The 18,250-nt window shown below is 69.2% G+C and carries 19 protein-coding genes, 1 tRNA gene, 1 pseudogene and 1 riboswitch; of the genes and pseudogenes, 15 read left to right on the top strand and 6 right to left on the bottom strand.

Features of this window, described 5'->3' with window-relative positions; genetic code table 11:
• Positions 1-20 precede the first annotated feature (20 nt).
• Genes ACZ6SA_RS31785 through ACZ6SA_RS31765 form a run of 5 tightly spaced genes read left to right on the top strand, consistent with a single transcriptional unit; the run spans position 21 to position 4,503 of the window.
• Entirely contained in the window at positions 21-698 is a 678-nt protein-coding gene (locus ACZ6SA_RS31785; RefSeq protein WP_347643635.1) for an ABC transporter permease, read from the top strand.
• Entirely contained in the window at positions 691-1,875 is a 1,185-nt protein-coding gene (locus tag ACZ6SA_RS31780) for an ABC transporter ATP-binding protein (RefSeq protein WP_465832326.1), read from the top strand. Before ACZ6SA_RS31785 ends, ACZ6SA_RS31780 begins: the two co-directional genes overlap by 8 nt.
• A complete protein-coding gene (locus ACZ6SA_RS31775) occupies positions 1,872-2,648 on the top strand; it encodes an ABC transporter permease (RefSeq protein ID WP_347643633.1) in 777 nt (258 codons plus the stop codon). The genes ACZ6SA_RS31780 and ACZ6SA_RS31775 overlap by 4 nt, the downstream gene beginning before the upstream one ends.
• Positions 2,645-3,613, top strand: coding sequence for a glycine betaine ABC transporter substrate-binding protein (locus tag ACZ6SA_RS31770; protein ID WP_465832323.1), 969 nt, complete (start codon positions 2,645-2,647; stop codon positions 3,611-3,613). Before ACZ6SA_RS31775 ends, ACZ6SA_RS31770 begins: the two co-directional genes overlap by 4 nt.
• Positions 3,614-3,651: 38 nt before the next feature.
• Positions 3,652-4,503 (top strand): SDR family oxidoreductase, encoded by an 852-nt coding sequence (locus ACZ6SA_RS31765; protein WP_347643631.1) that lies wholly within the window; start codon positions 3,652-3,654, stop codon positions 4,501-4,503.
• Here the strand turns inward: ACZ6SA_RS31765 and thiC are convergent.
• Positions 4,500-6,104, bottom strand: a complete 1,605-nt coding sequence (gene thiC, locus ACZ6SA_RS31760) for a phosphomethylpyrimidine synthase ThiC (protein WP_347643630.1) — start codon at positions 6,102-6,104, stop codon at positions 4,500-4,502. The genes ACZ6SA_RS31765 and thiC overlap by 4 nt on opposite strands.
• Positions 6,097-6,209, bottom strand: a riboswitch (TPP riboswitch). (Overlaps the previous gene by 8 nt.)
• Before the next feature lie 51 nt (positions 6,210-6,260).
• Between thiC and ACZ6SA_RS31755 the strand changes: the two genes are divergently transcribed.
• The 5 genes from ACZ6SA_RS31755 to ACZ6SA_RS31735 all read left to right on the top strand — a co-directional run bounded on the left by ACZ6SA_RS31755 (position 6,261) and on the right by ACZ6SA_RS31735 (position 10,001).
• Positions 6,261-6,737, top strand: a complete 477-nt coding sequence (locus ACZ6SA_RS31755) for a hypothetical protein (RefSeq protein ID WP_465832321.1) — start codon at positions 6,261-6,263, stop codon at positions 6,735-6,737.
• Between the two features lie 38 nt (positions 6,738-6,775).
• The gene (locus ACZ6SA_RS31750; protein WP_347643628.1) at positions 6,776-7,123 is read left to right on the top strand and encodes a hypothetical protein; all 348 of its coding nucleotides are present in this window, start codon (positions 6,776-6,778) and stop codon (positions 7,121-7,123) included.
• A gap of 13 nt (positions 7,124-7,136) precedes the next feature.
• A complete protein-coding gene (locus ACZ6SA_RS31745; protein WP_347643627.1) occupies positions 7,137-7,970 on the top strand; it encodes a universal stress protein in 834 nt (277 codons plus the stop codon).
• 147 nt (positions 7,971-8,117) lie between these two features.
• Positions 8,118-9,155 carry a cellulose binding domain-containing protein gene (locus ACZ6SA_RS31740; RefSeq protein ID WP_465832318.1) on the top strand — a complete coding sequence of 346 codons (1,038 nt, stop codon included), beginning with the start codon at positions 8,118-8,120 and terminating at the stop codon, positions 9,153-9,155.
• A 114-nt stretch (positions 9,156-9,269) separates the two neighbouring features.
• Positions 9,270-10,001 (top strand): hypothetical protein, encoded by a 732-nt coding sequence (locus ACZ6SA_RS31735; protein WP_465832316.1) that lies wholly within the window; start codon positions 9,270-9,272, stop codon positions 9,999-10,001.
• Between the two features lie 137 nt (positions 10,002-10,138).
• Here the strand turns inward: ACZ6SA_RS31735 and ACZ6SA_RS31730 are convergent, their stop codons facing one another.
• From ACZ6SA_RS31730 to ACZ6SA_RS31720, 3 genes are all read right to left on the bottom strand, one after another.
• A complete protein-coding gene (locus ACZ6SA_RS31730; RefSeq protein ID WP_465832314.1) occupies positions 10,139-10,804 on the bottom strand; it encodes a hypothetical protein in 666 nt (221 codons plus the stop codon).
• A gap of 152 nt (positions 10,805-10,956) precedes the next feature.
• Complete coding sequence (locus tag ACZ6SA_RS31725) at positions 10,957-11,619, bottom strand: AIM24 family protein (RefSeq protein WP_465832312.1); 663 nt, start codon at positions 11,617-11,619, stop codon at positions 10,957-10,959.
• Between the two features lie 135 nt (positions 11,620-11,754).
• Positions 11,755-12,144 carry a response regulator transcription factor gene (locus ACZ6SA_RS31720; RefSeq protein WP_347643622.1) on the bottom strand — a complete coding sequence of 130 codons (390 nt, stop codon included), beginning with the start codon at positions 12,142-12,144 and terminating at the stop codon, positions 11,755-11,757.
• Between the two features lie 115 nt (positions 12,145-12,259).
• On the opposite strand from ACZ6SA_RS31720, the gene ACZ6SA_RS31715 reads away from it, so the two are divergent.
• A tRNA-Arg gene (locus tag ACZ6SA_RS31715) sits at positions 12,260-12,334 on the top strand.
• A 119-nt stretch (positions 12,335-12,453) separates the two neighbouring features.
• Complete coding sequence (locus ACZ6SA_RS31710) at positions 12,454-13,128, top strand: hypothetical protein (RefSeq protein WP_465832560.1); 675 nt, start codon at positions 12,454-12,456, stop codon at positions 13,126-13,128.
• Positions 13,129-13,201: 73 nt separating this feature from the next.
• Here ACZ6SA_RS31710 and ACZ6SA_RS31705 read toward each other — a convergent pair.
• A pseudogene (locus ACZ6SA_RS31705) lies at positions 13,202-13,432 on the bottom strand (recombinase family protein); the annotation flags it as partial.
• A 316-nt stretch (positions 13,433-13,748) separates the two neighbouring features.
• Here ACZ6SA_RS31705 and ACZ6SA_RS31700 point away from each other — a divergent pair.
• Together ACZ6SA_RS31700 and ACZ6SA_RS31695 are read left to right on the top strand one after the other, a co-directional pair.
• Positions 13,749-14,726, top strand: a complete 978-nt coding sequence (locus ACZ6SA_RS31700) for an ornithine cyclodeaminase family protein (RefSeq protein ID WP_465832309.1) — start codon at positions 13,749-13,751, stop codon at positions 14,724-14,726.
• A gap of 29 nt (positions 14,727-14,755) precedes the next feature.
• On the top strand, positions 14,756-15,157 hold the full coding sequence (locus ACZ6SA_RS31695; protein ID WP_465832307.1) for a DDE-type integrase/transposase/recombinase: 402 nt from the start codon (positions 14,756-14,758) through the stop codon (positions 15,155-15,157).
• A gap of 166 nt (positions 15,158-15,323) precedes the next feature.
• Here the strand turns inward: ACZ6SA_RS31695 and ACZ6SA_RS31690 are convergent, their stop codons facing one another.
• A complete protein-coding gene (locus ACZ6SA_RS31690; protein WP_465832305.1) occupies positions 15,324-15,905 on the bottom strand; it encodes a CGNR zinc finger domain-containing protein in 582 nt (193 codons plus the stop codon).
• Positions 15,906-16,020: 115 nt separating this feature from the next.
• Between ACZ6SA_RS31690 and ACZ6SA_RS31685 the strand changes: the two genes are divergently transcribed.
• Entirely contained in the window at positions 16,021-17,265 is a 1,245-nt protein-coding gene (locus ACZ6SA_RS31685; protein ID WP_465832303.1) for an MFS transporter, read from the top strand.
• The last annotated feature ends 985 nt before the right edge of the window (positions 17,266-18,250 follow it).

Here is an 18,250-nt window from a genome sequence, read left to right as displayed (position 1 = left end):
TCCCGGTTAGTACGTAGTCGATGACCCTGTGGGAGTACGTCGAGGACCGGTGGGACCTCATCCTCTTCGAGACGGCGCAACACGCGAGCATGGTCGCCCAATGTGTCCTGGTGGCGGCCGTCCTCGGCGTGCTCATCGGCGTGGCCACCTACCGCCGCCCGCGGCTGGCCTCGCTGGCCACCGCCTCCTCCGGGGTGTTGTTCACCGTGCCGTCGCTGGCCATGCTGGGCCTGCTGATCCCGGCGCTCGGGCTCGGGGTGGCGCCCAGCGTGACCGCGATCACCCTGTACGCGCTGCTTCCCATCATCCGCAACACCGTCGTCGGCCTGCAGGGCGTCGACCAGCTCGTCGTCGACGCGGCGCGCGGCATCGGGATGGGCCGGGGCCGGTCGCTGGCCAGGATCGAGCTGCCGCTGGCCTGGCCGGTGATCCTCACGGGCATCCGGGTGTCCACGCAGCTGGCCATGGGCATCGGCGCGGTGGCCGCGTACGTCTCAGGGCCCGGGCTGGGCGAGCAGATCTTCTCCGGGCTGGCCAGGCTGGGCGGCGCCAACGCGGTCAACTCCACGCTGACCGGCACGATCGGGGTGGCCATCCTCGCGCTGCTCTTCGACGGCTGCTTCGTGCTGATCGGGAAGCTGACCAGGCCGGAGGGCCCGCTGAGCCGGCGCCTGACCACAGGAGGCGTCCGTGGCTGACCAGAGCACCGCCGGGGTGCCGATCGAGTTGCGCAAGGTGACCAAGGCCTTCCCCGGCGGCGGCGACCCCGCCGTACGCGAGCTCGACCTGAACATCCCCGCGGGCGAGATCGTGGTGCTGGTCGGGCCGTCCGGGTGCGGCAAGACCACCACCATGCGCATGATCAACCGTCTGATCGAGCCGACCTCCGGCGACATCGTCATCGACGGCCGCAGCTCCCACGACATCGACCCCGACCGGCTCAGGCGCAACATCGGGTACGTCATCCAGCAGGCCGGCCTGTTCCCCCACATGACGGTGGCGGCGAACATCGCCCAGGTGCCGAAAATGCTCGGCTGGGACCGCGCCCGCATCGCCGAGCGGGTCGACGAGCTGCTCACGCTGGTGGGCCTGGACCCGCAGGTCTACCGCGGCACCTTCCCGCGGCGCCTGTCCGGCGGCCAGCAGCAGCGCGTCGGCGTCGCCAGGGCGCTGGCCGCCGACCCGCCCGTGCTGCTCATGGACGAGCCGTTCGGCGCGCTCGACCCCATCAGCCGCGAACGCCTGCAGGACGAGCTGCTCGGCCTCCAGGACGACCTGGCCAAGACGATCGTCTTCGTCACGCACGACATCGACGAGGCGCTGAAGATCGGCGACCATATCGCGATCATGAAGGCGCCCGGCCACATCGTCCAGTACGCCAGCCCCGCCGAGATCCTCACGAACCCGGCCGACGACTACGTCGAGCAGTTCCTCGGCGCCGGCTCCTCGATGCGGCTGCTGCGCCTGACCAAGGTGGGCGACATCGAGGTGGACCAGGTGCCGTACGCGTCGGAGGACGCCGACGCGGCCGGGGTGCTCGCCGAGATCGAGCGCGACGGCCGGGGCTACGCGCTGATCACGGACGGGATGCGGCGGCCGCTGCGCTGGGTCGGCGCCGAGCACCTCCAGGGCGTCGAGGGGCCCGTCGGCTCGGCCGGCGACCCGATCACCGGCACCCTCGGCCACCGGATGACGTTGCAGGACGCCCTGGAGTCCCTGCTCAACGCCGACAACGACGTGGTGCCCGTGGTGGGCAGGCGCCGGGCGTACGCGGGGGCGCTGTCGCTGAGCACCGTGCAGAACGCGATCCAGACGATCAAGACCAGGGAACGCGAGCGCCGCCTGCACCGCAACCACCCCGGGGAGAGCGGATGACCGCTCCCACGGCCGCCGCCGACGAAGCCGTCAGCCCGGAGCCGCGGCTCGGCCGCTCCTGGCACATCGTGCTGCCGCTCCTCTGCTACCTGGCCGTGGGCGCGGCCATGATCATCTATACGCAGTCGGTGCCGCTCGACGGCATCGAGCGCGGCTCGCTCAACCTGCCCTACATCTTCGGCCGCACGTGGGAGCACATCCAGCTGGTGTTCTACTCGACCCTGCTGGTGCTGCTGGTGGCGCTGCCGCTGGGCGTCATGCTCACCAGGGGCGCGATGCGCCGGGCGACACCGTTCGTGCTGGCCGTGGTCAACCTGGGCCAGGCCACTCCGGCGGTGGGGCTGGTCGTGCTGCTGGCGGTGGTCTTCCAGATCGGCTTCTGGACGGCGGTCGCGGCCCTGTTCGCCTACAGCCTGCTGCCCACGCTGCGCAACACCATGGTCGGGCTGCAGCAGGTGGACTGGCGGCTGATCGACGCCGGCCGGGGCATCGGCATGTCGGCGACCAGAGTGCTGTTCAAGGTGGAGCTGCCGATGGCCGCGCCGGTCATCCTGTCGGGTGTCAGGACCACGCTGGTGCTGAACGTCGGCACGGCCAGCATCGCCGCCTTCATCGGCGCGGGCGGGCTCGGCGACCTGATCACCACCGGTGTGAGCACGCAGCGCAACCTGGTACTGGTCACCGGGTGCGTGCTGATCGCGGTGCTCGCGCTGATCATCGACTGGGTGGGCGGGCTCGCGCAGCGGGTCCTCGCCCCGAAGGGGCTGTCGTGAGAGCGTTCCTGGCCCTGCTGCTCGTCCTGGTGCCCGTTATGGTGACCGCCGGGTGCGGGCTGCAGCCGGCGTCGTCGTTCGTGCCGCCGGTCGAGCCGGCCGGCATCCAGCCCATCCCGTCGCTGGAGGGCACGCCGATACGGGTGACGTCCAAGGAGTTCACCGAGCAGCTCGTGCTCGGCAAGATCGCGGTGCTCGCCCTCACCGCCGCCGGCGCCGACGTGCGCGACCAGACGAACGTGCAGGGCAGCGTCAACGCACGCGCCTCCCTGACCCGCGGCGACGCCGACCTGATGTGGGAGTACACCGGCACCGGCTGGATCACCTATCTCGGCCAGACCGAGGCGCTGCCCGACCCGCAGGCGCAGTACGTCGCGGTCCGCGACCTCGACCTGCGGAAGAACGGCATCGTCTGGCTGCCGCCCGCACCGCTGAACAACAGCTACGCCATGGGCGTCACCCGGGCCACGTCGCAGAAGTGGGGCGTGAAGACGATCTCGGACATCATGAAGATCCCGGTGAACGAGCGCACGTTCTGCGTCGACCACGAGACCTTCGGCCGCGACGACGGCTTCCTCGGCATGCTCAAGGCGTACGGCATGACCTACGGCAAGGAGGTCCCGAGAGCGAACGTGCGCCTGGTGTCCGTGGGCGTGCTCTACAACTCCGTCGCCAGCGGCCAGTGCGCCGTCGGCATGGTCACCACGACCGACGGCCGCGTCCAGGCGCTCGACCTGGTGCTGCTCGAGGACGACAAGAAGTTCTTCCCCAGCTACAACGCCGCGGTGACCATGCGGCGCGAGCTGGCCGACGCGCACCCCGAGATCGCGAAGATCTTCGCGCCGATCAGCGCCAAGCTGACCGACGACGTGATGCGCGGCCTCAACGCCCAGGTGGACGTGGACGGCGACGTGCCCGCCCTGGTGGCGCGCGAGTGGCTGCGGGACGAGGGTTTCGTCCGGTAAGGGCGTTAGCCCGGCCCGTGCGCGGGCAGCCGCTGGGCATGTCGCAAACACCACCCGCCCAGAACCAGCCGTACCCGGGCCGTACGGACGAGATGGCCCCTGAGCCGCGCGACGAGATGCGCGACTACGTGGGCCGCGACCTGCTGGACGGCAAGAAGGCGCTGATCACCGGCGGCGACTCCGGCATCGGCCGGGCGGTCGCCGTGGCCTTCGCCAAGGAGGGCGCCGATGTCGCGATCGCGTACCTCAGCGAGCACGAGGACGCCGCGCACACCCGCAAGCTGGTGGAGGCGACCGGACGGCGCTGCGTGCTCCTGCCCGGCGACCTGGGCGACCGCGACCACTGCGCGTCCGTCGTCGAGCAGACCGTGGCCGAGCTGGGCGGCCTGGACGTGCTGGTGAACAACGTGGCCTACCAGGCGCCCGTCGACGGCCTGGAGGAGCTGACCGACGAGCAGTGGGAGCACACGTTCGCGGTCAACATCCACAGCTACTTCCGCGTCATGAAGGCCGCGCTCCCCCACCTGCGCGAGGGGAGCGCGATCATCAACACCTCCTCGATCAACGGCCTGCGCGGCAACAAGACGCTCATCGACTATTCCGCCACCAAGGGCGCCATCAATGCCTTCACCTACTCCATGGCCCAGAACCTGGTCGATCGCGGCATCCGGATCAACGCAGTGGCGCCGGGCCCGGTCTGGACGCCGCTGATCCCGGCGACCCTGCCGGAGGACAAGGTCGGCTCGTTCGGCGGGCACGTCCCGATGGGCCGGCCCGCCGACCCGGACGAGATCGCCCCCTCGTACGTGTTCTTCGCCTCCGGCCGGATGTCGTCGTACTACACGGGCGAGGTGCTGGCCCCGATCGGCGGCGAGACGCTGCCCGGTTAGTCCGCGATCGGCAGGTAGACCCGGCCGCCGCGCTCGGCGAACTCGGCCGCCTTCTCCGCCATGCCGGCCTCGATCGCCTCCTGCGTGTCCAGCCCGTGCTCGTCGGCGTAGCGCCGGACGTCGTGGCTGATGCGCATGGAGCAGAACTTGGGGCCGCACATGGAGCAGAAGTGGGCGGTCTTGGCCGGCGCGGCGGGCAGGGTCTCGTCGTGGAACGAGCGTGCCGTGTCGGGGTCGAGCGACAGGTCGAACTGGTCCTCCCAGCGGAACTCGAACCGCGCGTCCGAGAGCGCGTCGTCCCACGCCTGCGCCCCCGGGTGGCCCTTGGCGAGGTCCGCGGCGTGGGCGGCGATCTTGTACGTGATCACGCCGGTCTTGACGTCGTCCCTGTTCGGCAGGCCGAGGTGCTCCTTGGGGGTGACGTAGCAGAGCATGGCGGTGCCGTACCAGCCGATCATGGCGGCGCCGATGCCCGAGGTGATGTGGTCGTATCCGGGGGCGACGTCCGTGACGAGCGGGCCGAGGGTGTAGAACGGCGCGTCGTCGCAGAGCTCGCGCTGCAGGTCGACGTTCTCCTTGATCTTGTGCATGGGCACGTGCCCCGGGCCCTCGATCATCACCTGGACGTCGTGCGCCCGCGCGATCGTGGTCAGCTCGCCGAGCGTGCGCAACTCGGCGAACTGGGCCTCGTCGTTGGCGTCCGCGATCGAGCCGGGGCGCAGCCCGTCACCGAGGGAGAACGACACGTCGTAGCGGGCCAGGAGCTCGCACATCTCGTCGAAGTGCTCGTACAGGAAGCTCTCGCGGTGGTGCGCCAGGCACCAGGCGGCCATGATCGAGCCCCCGCGCGAGACGATCCCGGTCTTGCGGCGGGCGGTGAGCGGCACGTACGCCAGCCGCACCCCCGCGTGCACGGTCACGTAGTCGACGCCCTGCTCGCACTGCTCGATCAGGGTGTCGCGGTAGACCTCCCACGACAGCTCCTCCGGGCGGCCCTTGACCTTCTCCAGCGCCTGGTAGATGGGGACGGTCCCGACCGGCACCGGCGAGTTGCGGATGATCCACTCGCGGGTCTCGTGGATGTCGGGCCCGGTGGACAGGTCCATGATCGTGTCGGCGCCCCACCGGGTGGCCCAGGTCATCTTCTCGACCTCCTCCTCGATGGAGGAGGTCACGGCGGAGTTGCCGATGTTGGCGTTGATCTTGACGAGGAAGTTGCGGCCGATGATCATCGGCTCGGTCTCGGGGTGGTTGACGTTGGCGGGGATGATGGCCCGGCCGGCGGCGACCTCCTGGCGTACGAACTCGGGGGTGACGCCCTCCCGCACGGCCACGAACTCCATCTCCTTGGTGACGATCCCCCGCTTGGCGCAGGCCACCTGGGTCACCGGCTCGCCCGCCGCGCGGCGGGCGGCGACCCACGGCTCGCGCAGGCCCGCCAGCCCGCGCCGCACGTCGGTCTCGACGTACGGGTCGGTGTACGGGCCCGAGGTGTCGTAGAGCGTCACCGACGAGCCGTCGGAGAGGTTGACCTGGCGCTTGGGCACGCGGAGGTCGCCTTCGTAGATCTTGGTAAAGGTGGGGACACGCGCGTCGGTCATCGCGCAAACTCCCTTCGCCGGCATTACCCGGAGCAGGTTCTGGCGGTCGGCGGCTCGCAGCCGTCCTCTCAGCCCGGTCCGCACCGGGCTCCCGCGTTGGACGGCGTTGATCCTACCCACGCCCCCGCCAGAACGAAACATGACATCATCCGCAAAATGGAAGATCCCACGTCAACGACCGCAGCCACCTACGACCACATCGCCCCCGCCTTCGCCGCGAACACCGAGCGCCCCGACGCCGGCCTCCAGGCCTTCAGGCAGCGCTTCGCCGACGCCGTGCCCGCCGTGCTGGGCGACCTGCGCCGGCCGCCCGTGGCCCCCGGCTCGCTCGCCGGCCTGTGGTCGGTCGCGGCCCTCCTGCACGTGCCCGCCGCCGAGACCGAGGCCACGCTCCGCGCCTGGTCGCTGACCCTGCGTACGGGCGGCGTGCTGGGCCTGAGCACCTCGGCGGGCGACTCGGAAGGGTGGGAGGAGGTTCCGAGCGAGGCCGGCCGGCACCGCTGGTTCGTCCACCGCGACCCCGGCGCGCTCCTGCGCCTTCTCCACGCGGCCGGATTCGACACCGTCGAGCACGGCCTGAACACCGCCGGGCGCACGTGGCTGAGCGTCCTGGCGATCAAGCGCGAGGTTTGACGGCCCTCTCCAGCGGTACCAACCCCATCAGGGGGACTATGAAAAAGATCGCCGCTGTCGCAGGACTCGTGCTGCTGGCCACGTTCGGCGCCCCCGCCGCCCACGGCGACGGGACGGACCAGCACGAGGTGAGCAAGGAACAGTACCGGACGCTGCTCGCCCAGTGCCGCTTCGCCGACACGGGCAAGGCTCGTTGCCGCTCGACGGTCAAGGAGATCTTCCGTATCGGCGCAAGGGACGCCGATCTCGACTGCCGTACGTACGCCGGCGTGACCGTGTGCGGCACGCTCCAGCTCAGCGAGGCCGAGCGCGCCTGCATCCGCGACTCCGAGGAGCACGGCATCTCGTTCCGCCGCGCCGAAGTGGAGTGCTACGCCTTCTCCTGAGGGGGCAGACGCCATGATCATTGTTGGGGTGGACGGCTCGCGCGCCGGGCTGGAGGCCTCCGGCTGGGCGGCCACCGAGGCGGCGCTGCGCCGTACCCGGCTGACCGTGGCCCACGCGGTGCCGCGGTGGGTGTGCGAGGAGCTGTCCGCCCGCTACGCCGAGGTCGCCCGGTGGATGCGCGACGAGGCGAACTCGGTGCTCGCCGCCGCACGCGACCGGGCGCTGCGCGAACGCCCCGCGATCATCGTCGAGACCACCCTGCTCCCCGGCGACCCCCGCACGGCGCTGATCAAGGTCGCGGAACAGGCCGACCTGCTGGTCGTCGGCGGCCACGGCATCGGCGGCGTACGCGGGCTGCTGGTCGGATCCGTCGCCCACGGGGTCGCCGCCCACGCCCGTACGAACGTTGTCGTGGTCGGAGAGCGGCCCGCGACGCCCCGCGGCGAGATCGTGGCCGGCACCGACGGCTCGCCTCCCGGCCTGCGGGCACTCGACTTCGCCTTCGCCGAGGCCGAGCTGCGCGAGGCGCGGCTGCGGGTCGTACAGGCGTGGGCGTGGCCGCGGCCCGGCGGCTTCTTGCCCGCCGACCCCGAGAACGAGCAGCACACCCTGCACCAGCTGCAGGACCTGCTGGCCGAGCGCCAGGAGCGGCACCCGGACGTGGACGTGCTGCCCGAGGTCGTGCACGGCCACCCCGTCGAGGTGCTGAAGGAGGCGGCCGAGGGCGCCGACCTGCTCGTGGTCGGCTCGCGCGGGCACGGGCAGCTCGCCGGCATGCTGCTCGGCTCGATCAGCCAGGCCCTGCTGCACCACACCCCCTGCCCGCTCGCCGTGGTGCGGGCCTGACCCCCTCCGTGGTGCGACCTTCGGCGTGGCGCGGGCCTGAAAGTTACATCCGTCTTCGCAGGTCACCCGGGCGGGCACGGGCACGTGCTTCCCGCCGCGGACCGGCGCTTCCTACCATCTGCGCAGGCGACGACGGGAGAGCGGACGATGCGAAGGATCAGCGCCGTGCTGGCGGCGATGCTGGCCGCGGCCGCCGCGGTGTTATTCGCGACGACCGCGCCGGCCGGCGCCGCCGCGACCAGGATCATGCCCCTGGGCGACTCGATCACCGGCTCCCCCGGCTGCTGGCGGGCGCTGCTCTGGAACAGGCTCCAGAACGCCGGCCACACGGACATCGACTTCGTCGGCACCCTCCCGCCCCAGGGTTGCGGCGTCGCCCACGACGGCGACAACGAGGGCCACGGCGGCTTCCTGGCCACCAACGTCGCCGCCCAGAACCAGCTGCCCGGCTGGCTCTCCGCGACCCGGCCCGACGTCGTGCTCATGCACTTCGGCACGAACGACGTGTGGAGCAACATCGCTCCTGCGACGATCCTGGGCGCGTTCACCACGCTGGTGAACCAGATGCGGGCGAGCAACCCCGCCATGAAGATCCTCGTCGCCAAGATCATCCCGATGAACCCGTCCAGCTGCGCGGACTGCGCCCAGCGGGCCGTGGCCTTCAACAACGCCGTCCCCGCCTGGGCCGCCGCCACCACCACCGAGCGGTCGCCGATCACGGTCGTCGACCAGTGGACGGGGTTCAGCACGGCCACGGACACCTACGACGGGGTGCACCCCAACGCCGCAGGCGACCAGAAGATGGCCGACACCTGGTATCCGGCGCTGGTGGACGCCCTGGCCGGCGCCGACCCCGACCCCGATCCCGACCCCACCGACCCGCCTCCGGGCGGCTGCGCGGCCGCGTACAGGAACGCCGGCCAGTGGCAGGGCGGCTTCCAGGGCGAGGTCACCGTCACGAACACCGGCACGGCGCCCATGAACGGGTGGGAGGTGCGATGGGCGTTCGCCGACGGGCAGCGGATCGACCAGATCTGGAACGGCACGCTGAGCGCCAGCGGCTCCTCGGTGATCGTGCGCGACGTCGGCTGGAACGGCACGCTCGCGCCCGGCGCCTCGGCCACGTTCGGCTTCCTGGCCTCGTGGAACGGCGCCAACACCGCGCCCGTACCCACCTGCTCCTAGTCCTGGCCCGCGCTGATCGCGGCCGGCGTGAGGCGTACGCGGTCGTCGGCCGCCGGTGCCGTCTCCCTCCCCAGGGGGAGGCCCCGCACGCGCGCCGGCCATAGCTTGTCGGCCATGAGACCACATGCCAGGCCGGCCCTGCTGACCGCGGGTTTCGCAGGAGCCGCCGCGCTGGCGCTGGTGGCGCCGGGAAACCTCGTCATGCGACTGGCCTTCGGCAAGCTCGACGATCCGGCACTCGGCCGGCAGCTCCTGCTCACCGCCCTGGGCGTGCTGCTCGCCCTGGCCACCGTGCGCCACGGCAGCCGCCCTCTCTCCCGCGAACCCGACGGGACGGTACGGCCGGCGCGCTGGGCCAGGGCGGCGACCTGGGCGGCGGCCGGCGTGCCGGTGCTGGGGTTCTCCGTACCGCACCTGCTGTGGGGGCTCGGCGTGCCGTTCGGCGTGGCGGGACCCTCCGCGGCGGGGCTCGCGGCGCTTCGCGGCTCGCCGGTGTACTGGGGGCTGCTCGTCGCGGGGCCGGTGGCCGGCGGCCTGCTCACCCTCGGGCTGATCAGCCGATGGGGGCAGATCGTGCCCCCATGGGTGCCGTGGCTCGGCGGCCGGCGGGTGCCGACCGGCCTCGCCGCCGTCCCGGCCCTGGCAGTCGGGCTGCTCGTCGGCCAGTACGGGGCGATGATGACGAGCTGCCTGGCCTTCGGCATCACCCGCACGTGCGCACCCGAGGGTGGCGCTGAGGTTCTCGACGGCAGCTGGGCGTTCGCCGGGACGTACCCGGTCTTTCTGGCGTGGGGGGTGTGCCTGCTCGGCGCCGCCATCGGATATGTCCACACCCGGCGCGGCTGAAGGCTCCCGGCGACCTCGACGCCGACGATCACACCGACCTCGCGGCCATCAACCCCGAGGGCGTCCCGGGCGCGGGACCGCGCACCGTTGCGGGACAGTGCGAGCCGGGCGCCCTGGCACGTCCGCACCCGGCGCTTTCAGGTGTCGGTGGACAAGTGCTGCCTGCTGAGCGACAGCCCGTGCTCGTCAGCGAAGGCTCGCCGGCACAGGCCGTGGCAGAAGCCGTACAAGGTGCCCTGGTGAACGAGGGTGAGAGGCGTGTCGAGATCCACGCTCATGCCGCAGATCGGGTCGATCAGCTTGTCATCCACCTGGGGCGGCGCCTCACGCTCGGGCGCGCCGTCGCGGTACGGGCGCGAGACGAACTCGGTGAGATCCATGCTGTCCATGACCCTCCCTTGGATCCCGATGCCGCCCTCGGTGATGCCCTCGACGAGGATCATCGCGTGGGGCTCGCGTCGCACGCGTTCGGGATCGCGGCCGGCCTCCCGCTCGATCTCGGCCAGGATGGCGGTGATGGTTTCCACCATGTGCTCGCACACGTCCTTCCGCCACGACGCCGGGACGGTGACGCGTACGAGATAGCGCGGCGGAGCCGCGGGATCCGTCGCCGGCCGCTGACCGAGAACCCAGGTGGCCGGCTCGTGCACGAGCACCTGCGTGATCAGCCGTTGCGCATCGATGATCTCGAGGGCGTGGCTGTCGTCCTCGACCATCAGCGTGTCGATGAGCCGGCGCCCCAGCGTCTGGCGTTCGTCCTCGCTGAGAGCGCCTCTGGGAACGTACACATCGATCAGCAGCATCGCGCTCACCCAACCCTTCGGAACGGACTTCTCCCTCCACAATGCCGGGGAGGGGTATACGAAGCATCCGACGGGAGGAGCGTCTCTTCCCTACTACGGAGGAAGTAGGCCGAGGCGAACACCCTCACCGACCTGCACCGGAACCGAAGCGGTCAGGAAGCCTGCACCACGGGAGCGCCTTCGCTGGCCTGCACCAGCACGAAACCCTGCCCGTTGAAGGCCAGCTGCATGGCCTCGCCGCTCCCCCGCCCGATCAGCGCGCCCGCCTTCACCGTCCGGTTCACCCCCACCTGGAGGCTGGTGCTCCAGCACACCGCGGACTGGCCGTCGGCGTACGTCGGCATCTGCGCGGCGTCGAGCAGCACCGGCGTCCCGTGCGTCGTCACCGCCACCCACCCGGTGCCGGTGATCGTCGTGTTGAACAGCCCGCCCGCCGCGACCCCCGCGCCCTGAACCCGCTGGATGTCCCACGACAACTGCGGCTGGAAGGCGAGCAGGTTGCGCCCGTTGACCGTGAGCCCCTCGTTCTCCAGGTAGAACAGGTGAACGTCGTCGGCGTTGTCGGCGAGGTAGAGCAGCCCTTCGCCACGCACCCGCATCAGCGACGCGCCCTCGCCCGTCATGGCCTTCTTGAACAGCTTGCCGAGGCCGCCCGAACCTTCGTAGTCGAAATCCATCCGCCCCTGGAAGGCGACCATCGAGCCCTGCTTGGCCAGCACTTCGGGCAACTGCACCCGGAGCATCTTGCCGTTCTGGAGGGCGAAGCCAGGGGGCAGCGGCTGGCCGTCGAGGTTTCCGAAGATGGAGCTACGCACGTTTTCTACCTTTCGAGAAGTCGTGCCGCCAGCGTACGGAAAACGGGACCCGACCCGCACACACATCGCGAACCGCTCGACCGATCACGACCCGCATCCCAGGCCGGCCCGCTCACCTGCTGTGCCCCTGCTCCATCAACCCCGCTGAACGCCCTCCGCCAGATCCCTGACGACCTGGATCAACTCCGCCGGATCGAACGGCTTCGTCAGGTAGGCGTCCACGCCGATGCCGAGGCCACGCGCCCGGTCATCGTCCTGCGCCCGCGCCGTGATCAGCACCACCTTGATGTGACTGGTGGCCTCGTCGGTGCGCAGCTTCTCCGCCGTCGTCCATCCGTCCAGGCAGGGCATCATCACGTCGAGCGTGATGACGTCCGGCATGACCTCGAGCACGCGATCAAGGCAGTCCTGCCCATCGGTGGCGGTCGTCACCTCGAACCCCTCCAGGTTCAGGTTGACCGCGATGAGCTGGCGGATGACCTCGTCATCGTCCACGACCAGTACTTTCCCAAGAACCTCGCCCACGGGCGCCAAGTTAACCTGTAGTGAGGTAGTCACGCCGGGTTTTCACGGGATGTGTTCAAGGAGCGTTATCCGGTGCCGAGTGGTGTCGGGATGCTGATAGCCTTGTCACTCGTCAGCCCCCTTAGCTCAGGGGATAGAGCACCGGCCTCCGGAGCCGGGTGCGCAGGTTCGAATCCTGCAGGGGGCACCAGACAGAAGGTAAGAACGATGGGTCGCCGACTCTCCTGACGGAGGGTCGGCGAATTCGTTTGTCATGGCCGCGATCGCGGGCATGCTGTCCTCCTTCACTGTGACCCTGATCAGCACCTCATGGGTGTCGACGCGGTAGCGCAACTCCAGGTTGAAGGCTTCGAAGAGCTTGCGCTGAAGCTCCTCCGGGACGCCTCGGAGACCCCTGGCCAACGCCGGGAGCTCACCCAGGATGCCGAGGTCCTCCTTGCCGGCCTGCGGTTCCTGCTCGGCCAGCGCCTTCACCTCTGTGATCTTCGCCTTTCCGGCCCGGGCCAGGTTGGCGTGGCGACGCTGGAGCCGTTCACGGAAATCACTGTCGATGTCGTCGTCGCCCGTCGGGACGTGATCTTCTCTCTGAGCGAGCACGTTGTTCTGCCGTTTCTCCAGGTCGAGGATCTCCTTTCGCAGCTGCTTGATCACGGTGTCATCCTGCGGGGCACTCTGAGCCAGGTCTGCGCCGAGCTGGGCCAGGCGATGCGGGTTGAAGACGCGATCGGCGAAGAACTCGTGCACGAGATCCAGCAGGTCGTCCTCCCGGATCCACAGGCTCTTGGGGATGGGCGGCGTACCAGTCGCGGCGATCCTTGTGGTGCCGCGGATCCGGCTCGCACGCGTAGTACGACACGTCGTTGCGGCTTTTGCCATGCATCCGGTGGTCGCAGATCTCGCAGAAGACGTACGAACGCAGCGAGTACGTCCGGCTGGTCTGAGGGTGCGAGTTGCGTCCCGAGCCAGCCCGCGAACGTTCCCTGATCTTCCCCACCGAAGAGACCGCCTGGAACAGTTCCTTGGTCACCAGCGGTTCGTGCGTGGGGCGAGGAGACCAGATCCACTCGCTGGGCGGGTTGTTCTTGCCACCCTTCTTCGTCGCGCGGCGGTTCCACACCATGTAACCGGTGTACTTCGGGTTGGCCAGAATTTCCCGCACCGCCGACCCGCTCCACCTGCCCAGCGCACGGCGTGGATCCACCGGCGTGGGCGGCGGATACTTCTCCGGCTCGATGTTCAGCTTGTCGGCGATGGCGTCGTAGCCGAGCCGGTGGACGGCACGGAGCATGAAGATGTGCGTCACCGTCGGCCCTTCTTCAAAATGGGGGACCAGGCGAGTTTTACTTCTTCCCTCGGCACGACTCCGGCGAACTTCAGCTTGAGTACCTATTGGAGGACGTGAGCAGGGAACTGCGGGAGTCCTTCACCATCCTGCCGACCCTAGACGAGTAAGTCCTAAGTCGTTGGGGTGAGGGAACGACGAAGGGTGTTGACGATCAATGTGTGACGGACGACCTCAAGACCCCTCTCACCGCACTGTATGTGGATTTCAACGACAAGACTCAGATCGGGCTGATCCGCATCGATCTGAAAGCATCATCCGCATGACTCGGATCCTCGCCCACCAAGACTTGATCGCCCTCCTCGACCCGAACGCGTGCATCGAGGCTTTGCGCGATGGCTTCACCCGGAGTAATGCCGTGACTGTCGCGGGGCAGCGCATCCGTACCGACCTGCCGTTCCCCGGCACCGCCACCGCGCTGATCCCGGGGCTGCTGCTCGGGATCGACGCCTACACGGTGAAGGTCAACGCCAAATTTCCCGGAGCTCGACCCGCTCTGCGCGGGGTGATCTGCCTGCACAGTGGCCGAGACGGCGAACTGCTCGCGCTGCTCGATTCGGCGACCATCACCGCTTGGCGCACCGGCCTGGCCGCGGCGCTCGGCACCCACGTCCTGGCCGCCGATACCGAGGAAGGTGCTGTCCTCGGTGTCGTTGGCGCGGGCGCGCAAGCCGAGCTGATGGTCCTTGGCCTGCGGCGGCTTCGTCGTGTGAGCGGACTGGTTGTGCACGATATCGACCCGGCCCACGCGGCTTCCTTCGCCGCCCGCCACGGTGGCCATTGCGTCGGCTCGGCTTCCGAGGTCGCCGCCCGCGCCGACATCGTCTTGCTCGCTACGTGGTCGCGCACCCCGCTGCTTCACCTCGCCGACACTCGGCCAGGGCAGCACATCACCAGCCTGGGCGCCGATGAACCGGGCAAGCAGGAACTCGCCCGCGACGTGCTGGAGGCCGCCCTGCTCGCCGTCGACGACCGGTCGCTCACTGCAGCCATGGGTGTGCTCGCCGCAGCCGGGCTTCCGGAGGAGGCTGCTCACGCCACTCTCGGCGAGATCTTGCGCGGCGAGTATCCCGGCCGCACCGATCCCGGCCAGCGCACCATCTACGCCCCCGTGGGGCTGCCGTGGCAGGACCTCGCCCTGGCCTGGCTCGCCTACCAGCAAGCCGAGCGTCGCGGTCTTGGTCTTGAGGTTGACCTCCTAGGCTCCTCACCCAGGCCAGTGTCGCCCAGGAAAAGTTAGAGTCCCCACGAAACCCGGCGCAGTTCAACTTGTTCTCTCGCCGGCTGCTCGGCTACGCCATGTCGGAGCATCATGACGCGGCGCTGACGGTCGCCTCGCTGCAGATGGCCGTGGTCACGCGCGGTGGTGACGTGGCGGGGGTGATCTTCCATTCGGATCGCGGCTCGGAGGAGTACGCAGCTGCCCGCTACCAGGCCGAATGCCGCAAGCACGAGGTGGTGCAGTCGATGGGCCGGGTCGGGTGCGCACTTGAGAACTGCTGCGAGATGGTCTTCCCGTGGTACAGGCAGAGTTCGTGCATGTGTTGGAAGGAGACGACAGCGGCGATCCCCGCCAGCAGGCCGACGCCGCGATGGTCGTTCGCTGAATCCGGCGCACCGCCCGAGTGTTCGGTTCCGTACCACCTCACCCCTCCCGACCAGGAAGAATAAGGGAGGTGGATGCGGCGAAGGGCATGTACGTATCGAGTGTGTCCCCCTCGGACTCGCACGCCCATCAGGTGCCGTGTCAACCTGATCGAGGGCTTTCGGTAGGACGGCGGTTATCCAAGCGCCGTCCCAACCGGAAGGTCTGCCGCCGTTGTACGCAACGGCTCAGTTACGTGCGTGTGCGTCCGGCGTGACGGGCCACTCTGACGCGGTTGCCGCACCGGTCGGAGCACCAGCGTCGCGCCGCGTGAGAGCGCAGGAAAACGCGGGTGCACCCTGGGGCCGCACATGAGGCGAGCTTGGCGGCCTCGGGGCCGGTGAGCAGCGTCATGACGTCTTCGGCGAGCCTCGCGAGGGCCTGCGTGAGCGCGTCACCGGGACGGGAGCCGGTCGTCTGCTTCGGGCCGGTCGCGGGCCACTGCAGCCCGAGGGTGGCGGGCGAGGCTGCCAGGGCTGCATTGAACCGGTCCAGGGTCTCGGCTGCGGGAGGGGTGCCGCTGATGTGCGCCTCGAAGAGGGCGCGCAGGCAGTCGCGCATGCTTCGTAGCAGGTGCAGTCGCCGTTCGCCCAGGGGGGCATCGGCCGGCAGGAGCCCTCGATCATGCAGCCAGGCACGGGCTGCCGGCGCGGTGGAGAGGGCTTCATGGGGGCCAGCGGGGCGGTCGAAGCGGGTGTTGACGAAGGCGAGCGAGACGAAGTCGTCCTCGCCGGGAACCGGGGAGCCAGGAACGGGCTGGGCGGCGCTGTCCATGCCACTAATGGTAAAGGTTGCCAGTGCCCATTAGTGCTGCTACAGTCCCCATCTGTCGAAATAACGGAGAAACATTCTTTTCTCCATTAGCTACTCAGGATGGCGCGAGGAAACGATGACACACGGTGACAACAAGATTGGCCCGCGGAGCGCGGTCCTGGCCGTAGGCACGTTCGCCATCGGCACCGACAGTTTCGTGGCGGCCGGGATCCTGCCCAAGATCGCCCAGGACTTACGCGTCGACCTGTCCACGGCGGCCGGGCTCATCACCGCGTACGCCCTTGCCTACGCGGTGCTGTCGCCGGTGATGGCCGTCATCACCGCACGCGTGCCGCGCAAGCGGCTGTTGCTGGCCGGACTGGCGGTGTTCGTCCTCGGTAACGTCGGCACGGCGATGGCCCCCACCTATGAGGTCGCGCTGGTGTTCCGCGTGCTCGCCGGCCTCGGCGGAGCCATGTACACGCCCACGGCCGCCGCCACAGTGGTGGGCCTGGCCCCGGAGAACAGGCGCGCCACCGCCCTGTCAATCTTGTTCGGCGGGCTGAGCGCCGCCACCGCGCTGGGAGCGCCGATCGGAACCGCGCTCGGCGGGGTCACCGGCTGGCGTGGCACGATGACCTTCATCGCCGTAGTGGGCATCCTGGCCATACTGGCCGTCCTGACGCTACCGACCGCGATACCGACCCCCGCGGCGACCGGCCTCCGGCAGCGGCTGGCGCCACTGTCGAACCCTCGTGTGGGATGCGTGCTCGCCCTGGTCCTGCTGGCCTACACCGGATTGTTTATCCTCTACACGTACGTCAGCGAGGTATTCGCCCCTGCCACCGGCGGCAACAGCACCGTGCTGGCCTGGCTGCTGTTCGTCTGGGGCGTCGCGGCCACCGCCGGGAACCTGATCTCCGGCCGGCTGACCGACCGGTTCGGCAACCGCGTGGTCATCAACACCGCCGGGCTGATCGCCACGGCCGTCTTCATGACCACCCCGTGGACGCGTGAACACCTCGGCCCGGCGCTCGTCGCGATCGCGCTCTGGGGAGCCTGCGGGTGGGCGCTGCTTGTCCCGATCCAGCACCGGCTGGTGGAGGTGAATGCCCGCTCCGCCCAGATGTCGATCTCGCTGACCTCCTCCGCCAACTACCTCGGCGTCTCCATCGCCCCGCTCTTGGGCGGCGTGCTCCTGCACGCCGGGGTCGGCCTCGACCGGCTCGGCCTACCCGCCGCGGCCCTCATCATCGCCGGACTGGCACTGGGCGAATGCGACCGGGTCCTCGGCCGGCCGCGCTCCCAGGCCCGATCGCAGCACACCTCTCCCAGCCGAACCGGTGACTCCGCTGCGCCGCCCCGCGCCAACCAGCGATGAGTACGGTCGGGACAGTGTCATCCGTAAGTGGGCCAGACCCCTCACGTGCTCGCAAGAGGCCTTCTTCGAGGGACACGTGCACGCGATGTCCGTACTGGGCGGGCTGCCCACGGGCAAGGTGCGTTACGACAACCTCAAGCCCGCGGTGGCCCGGGTGCTGGGCTTCTCCCCGGTCCGAACGCGCGTGGCGCCCACGCGCCGTGGGCGCCACGCCGAACGGTATTACTATACCTTGTTTAGGTTACTTTGATCAGGTGGTAGCGATTCCCATTGCGCCAGCAGTAGTACGCACTCGAGCTGAGCATCGAGTGCATCTTGTCGGCCAAGTCGCATGCCGCACGAGTGGAGTAGGTGCCGATCGTGACATTTGCGCTGGCCGGGGATGCGCCGACCAGCAGTGTCAAGCAACTCGCTGCTGCCAGCACCGCAGCCGTCAGAACTCGCTTCACAAAACGTCCTTTCTTGGTCTCGTAAAGTTGTTCGCGAGCATCGCATGCTGCGGTATGGACGAGGTATATCGGCGCCTCGTATAGGCCAGGCACAGGATCAACGCCGCCTTTGGACCGTAACAGCATGATGGCTGCGATCAGCCGTCCATGACGAAGGTGTTCGTCGATTCGATCACGAACCCGCGGGGACAACTCTGCCCACCGCCTATCCCGCGCTTCCACACCTCCTCAGTCTGACCAGCGATGATCACGGCGTTGCTACACCCCTCTCAAACACGCTCTGAGGAAGAGTTACCCCCATCTCGGAACTGAAGGCTCCCCTGCCGGCGGACAGCACAATGACCGCTGAACGACCGCTAAACGACCGTCTGATGGCCTGGTTTTTTCGACCATCACCTCGATAATTACCAAATAACGGCGCAAGCTGAGCTGTTGCCCGATGCCCACTCACTGGAGCATCAGGAAACGAATCCGGAAGAGAGGACGCAAGTCATGACATCAGTTCTGAACCGAGTAGGCGATCGGCTGCTCGCGCA

The sequence above is a fragment of the Nonomuraea sp. NPDC049378 genome, assembly GCF_055586745.1.
Note: the sequence above shows the minus strand (reverse complement) of the source record. Positions and strands in the feature narration are given on the sequence as shown.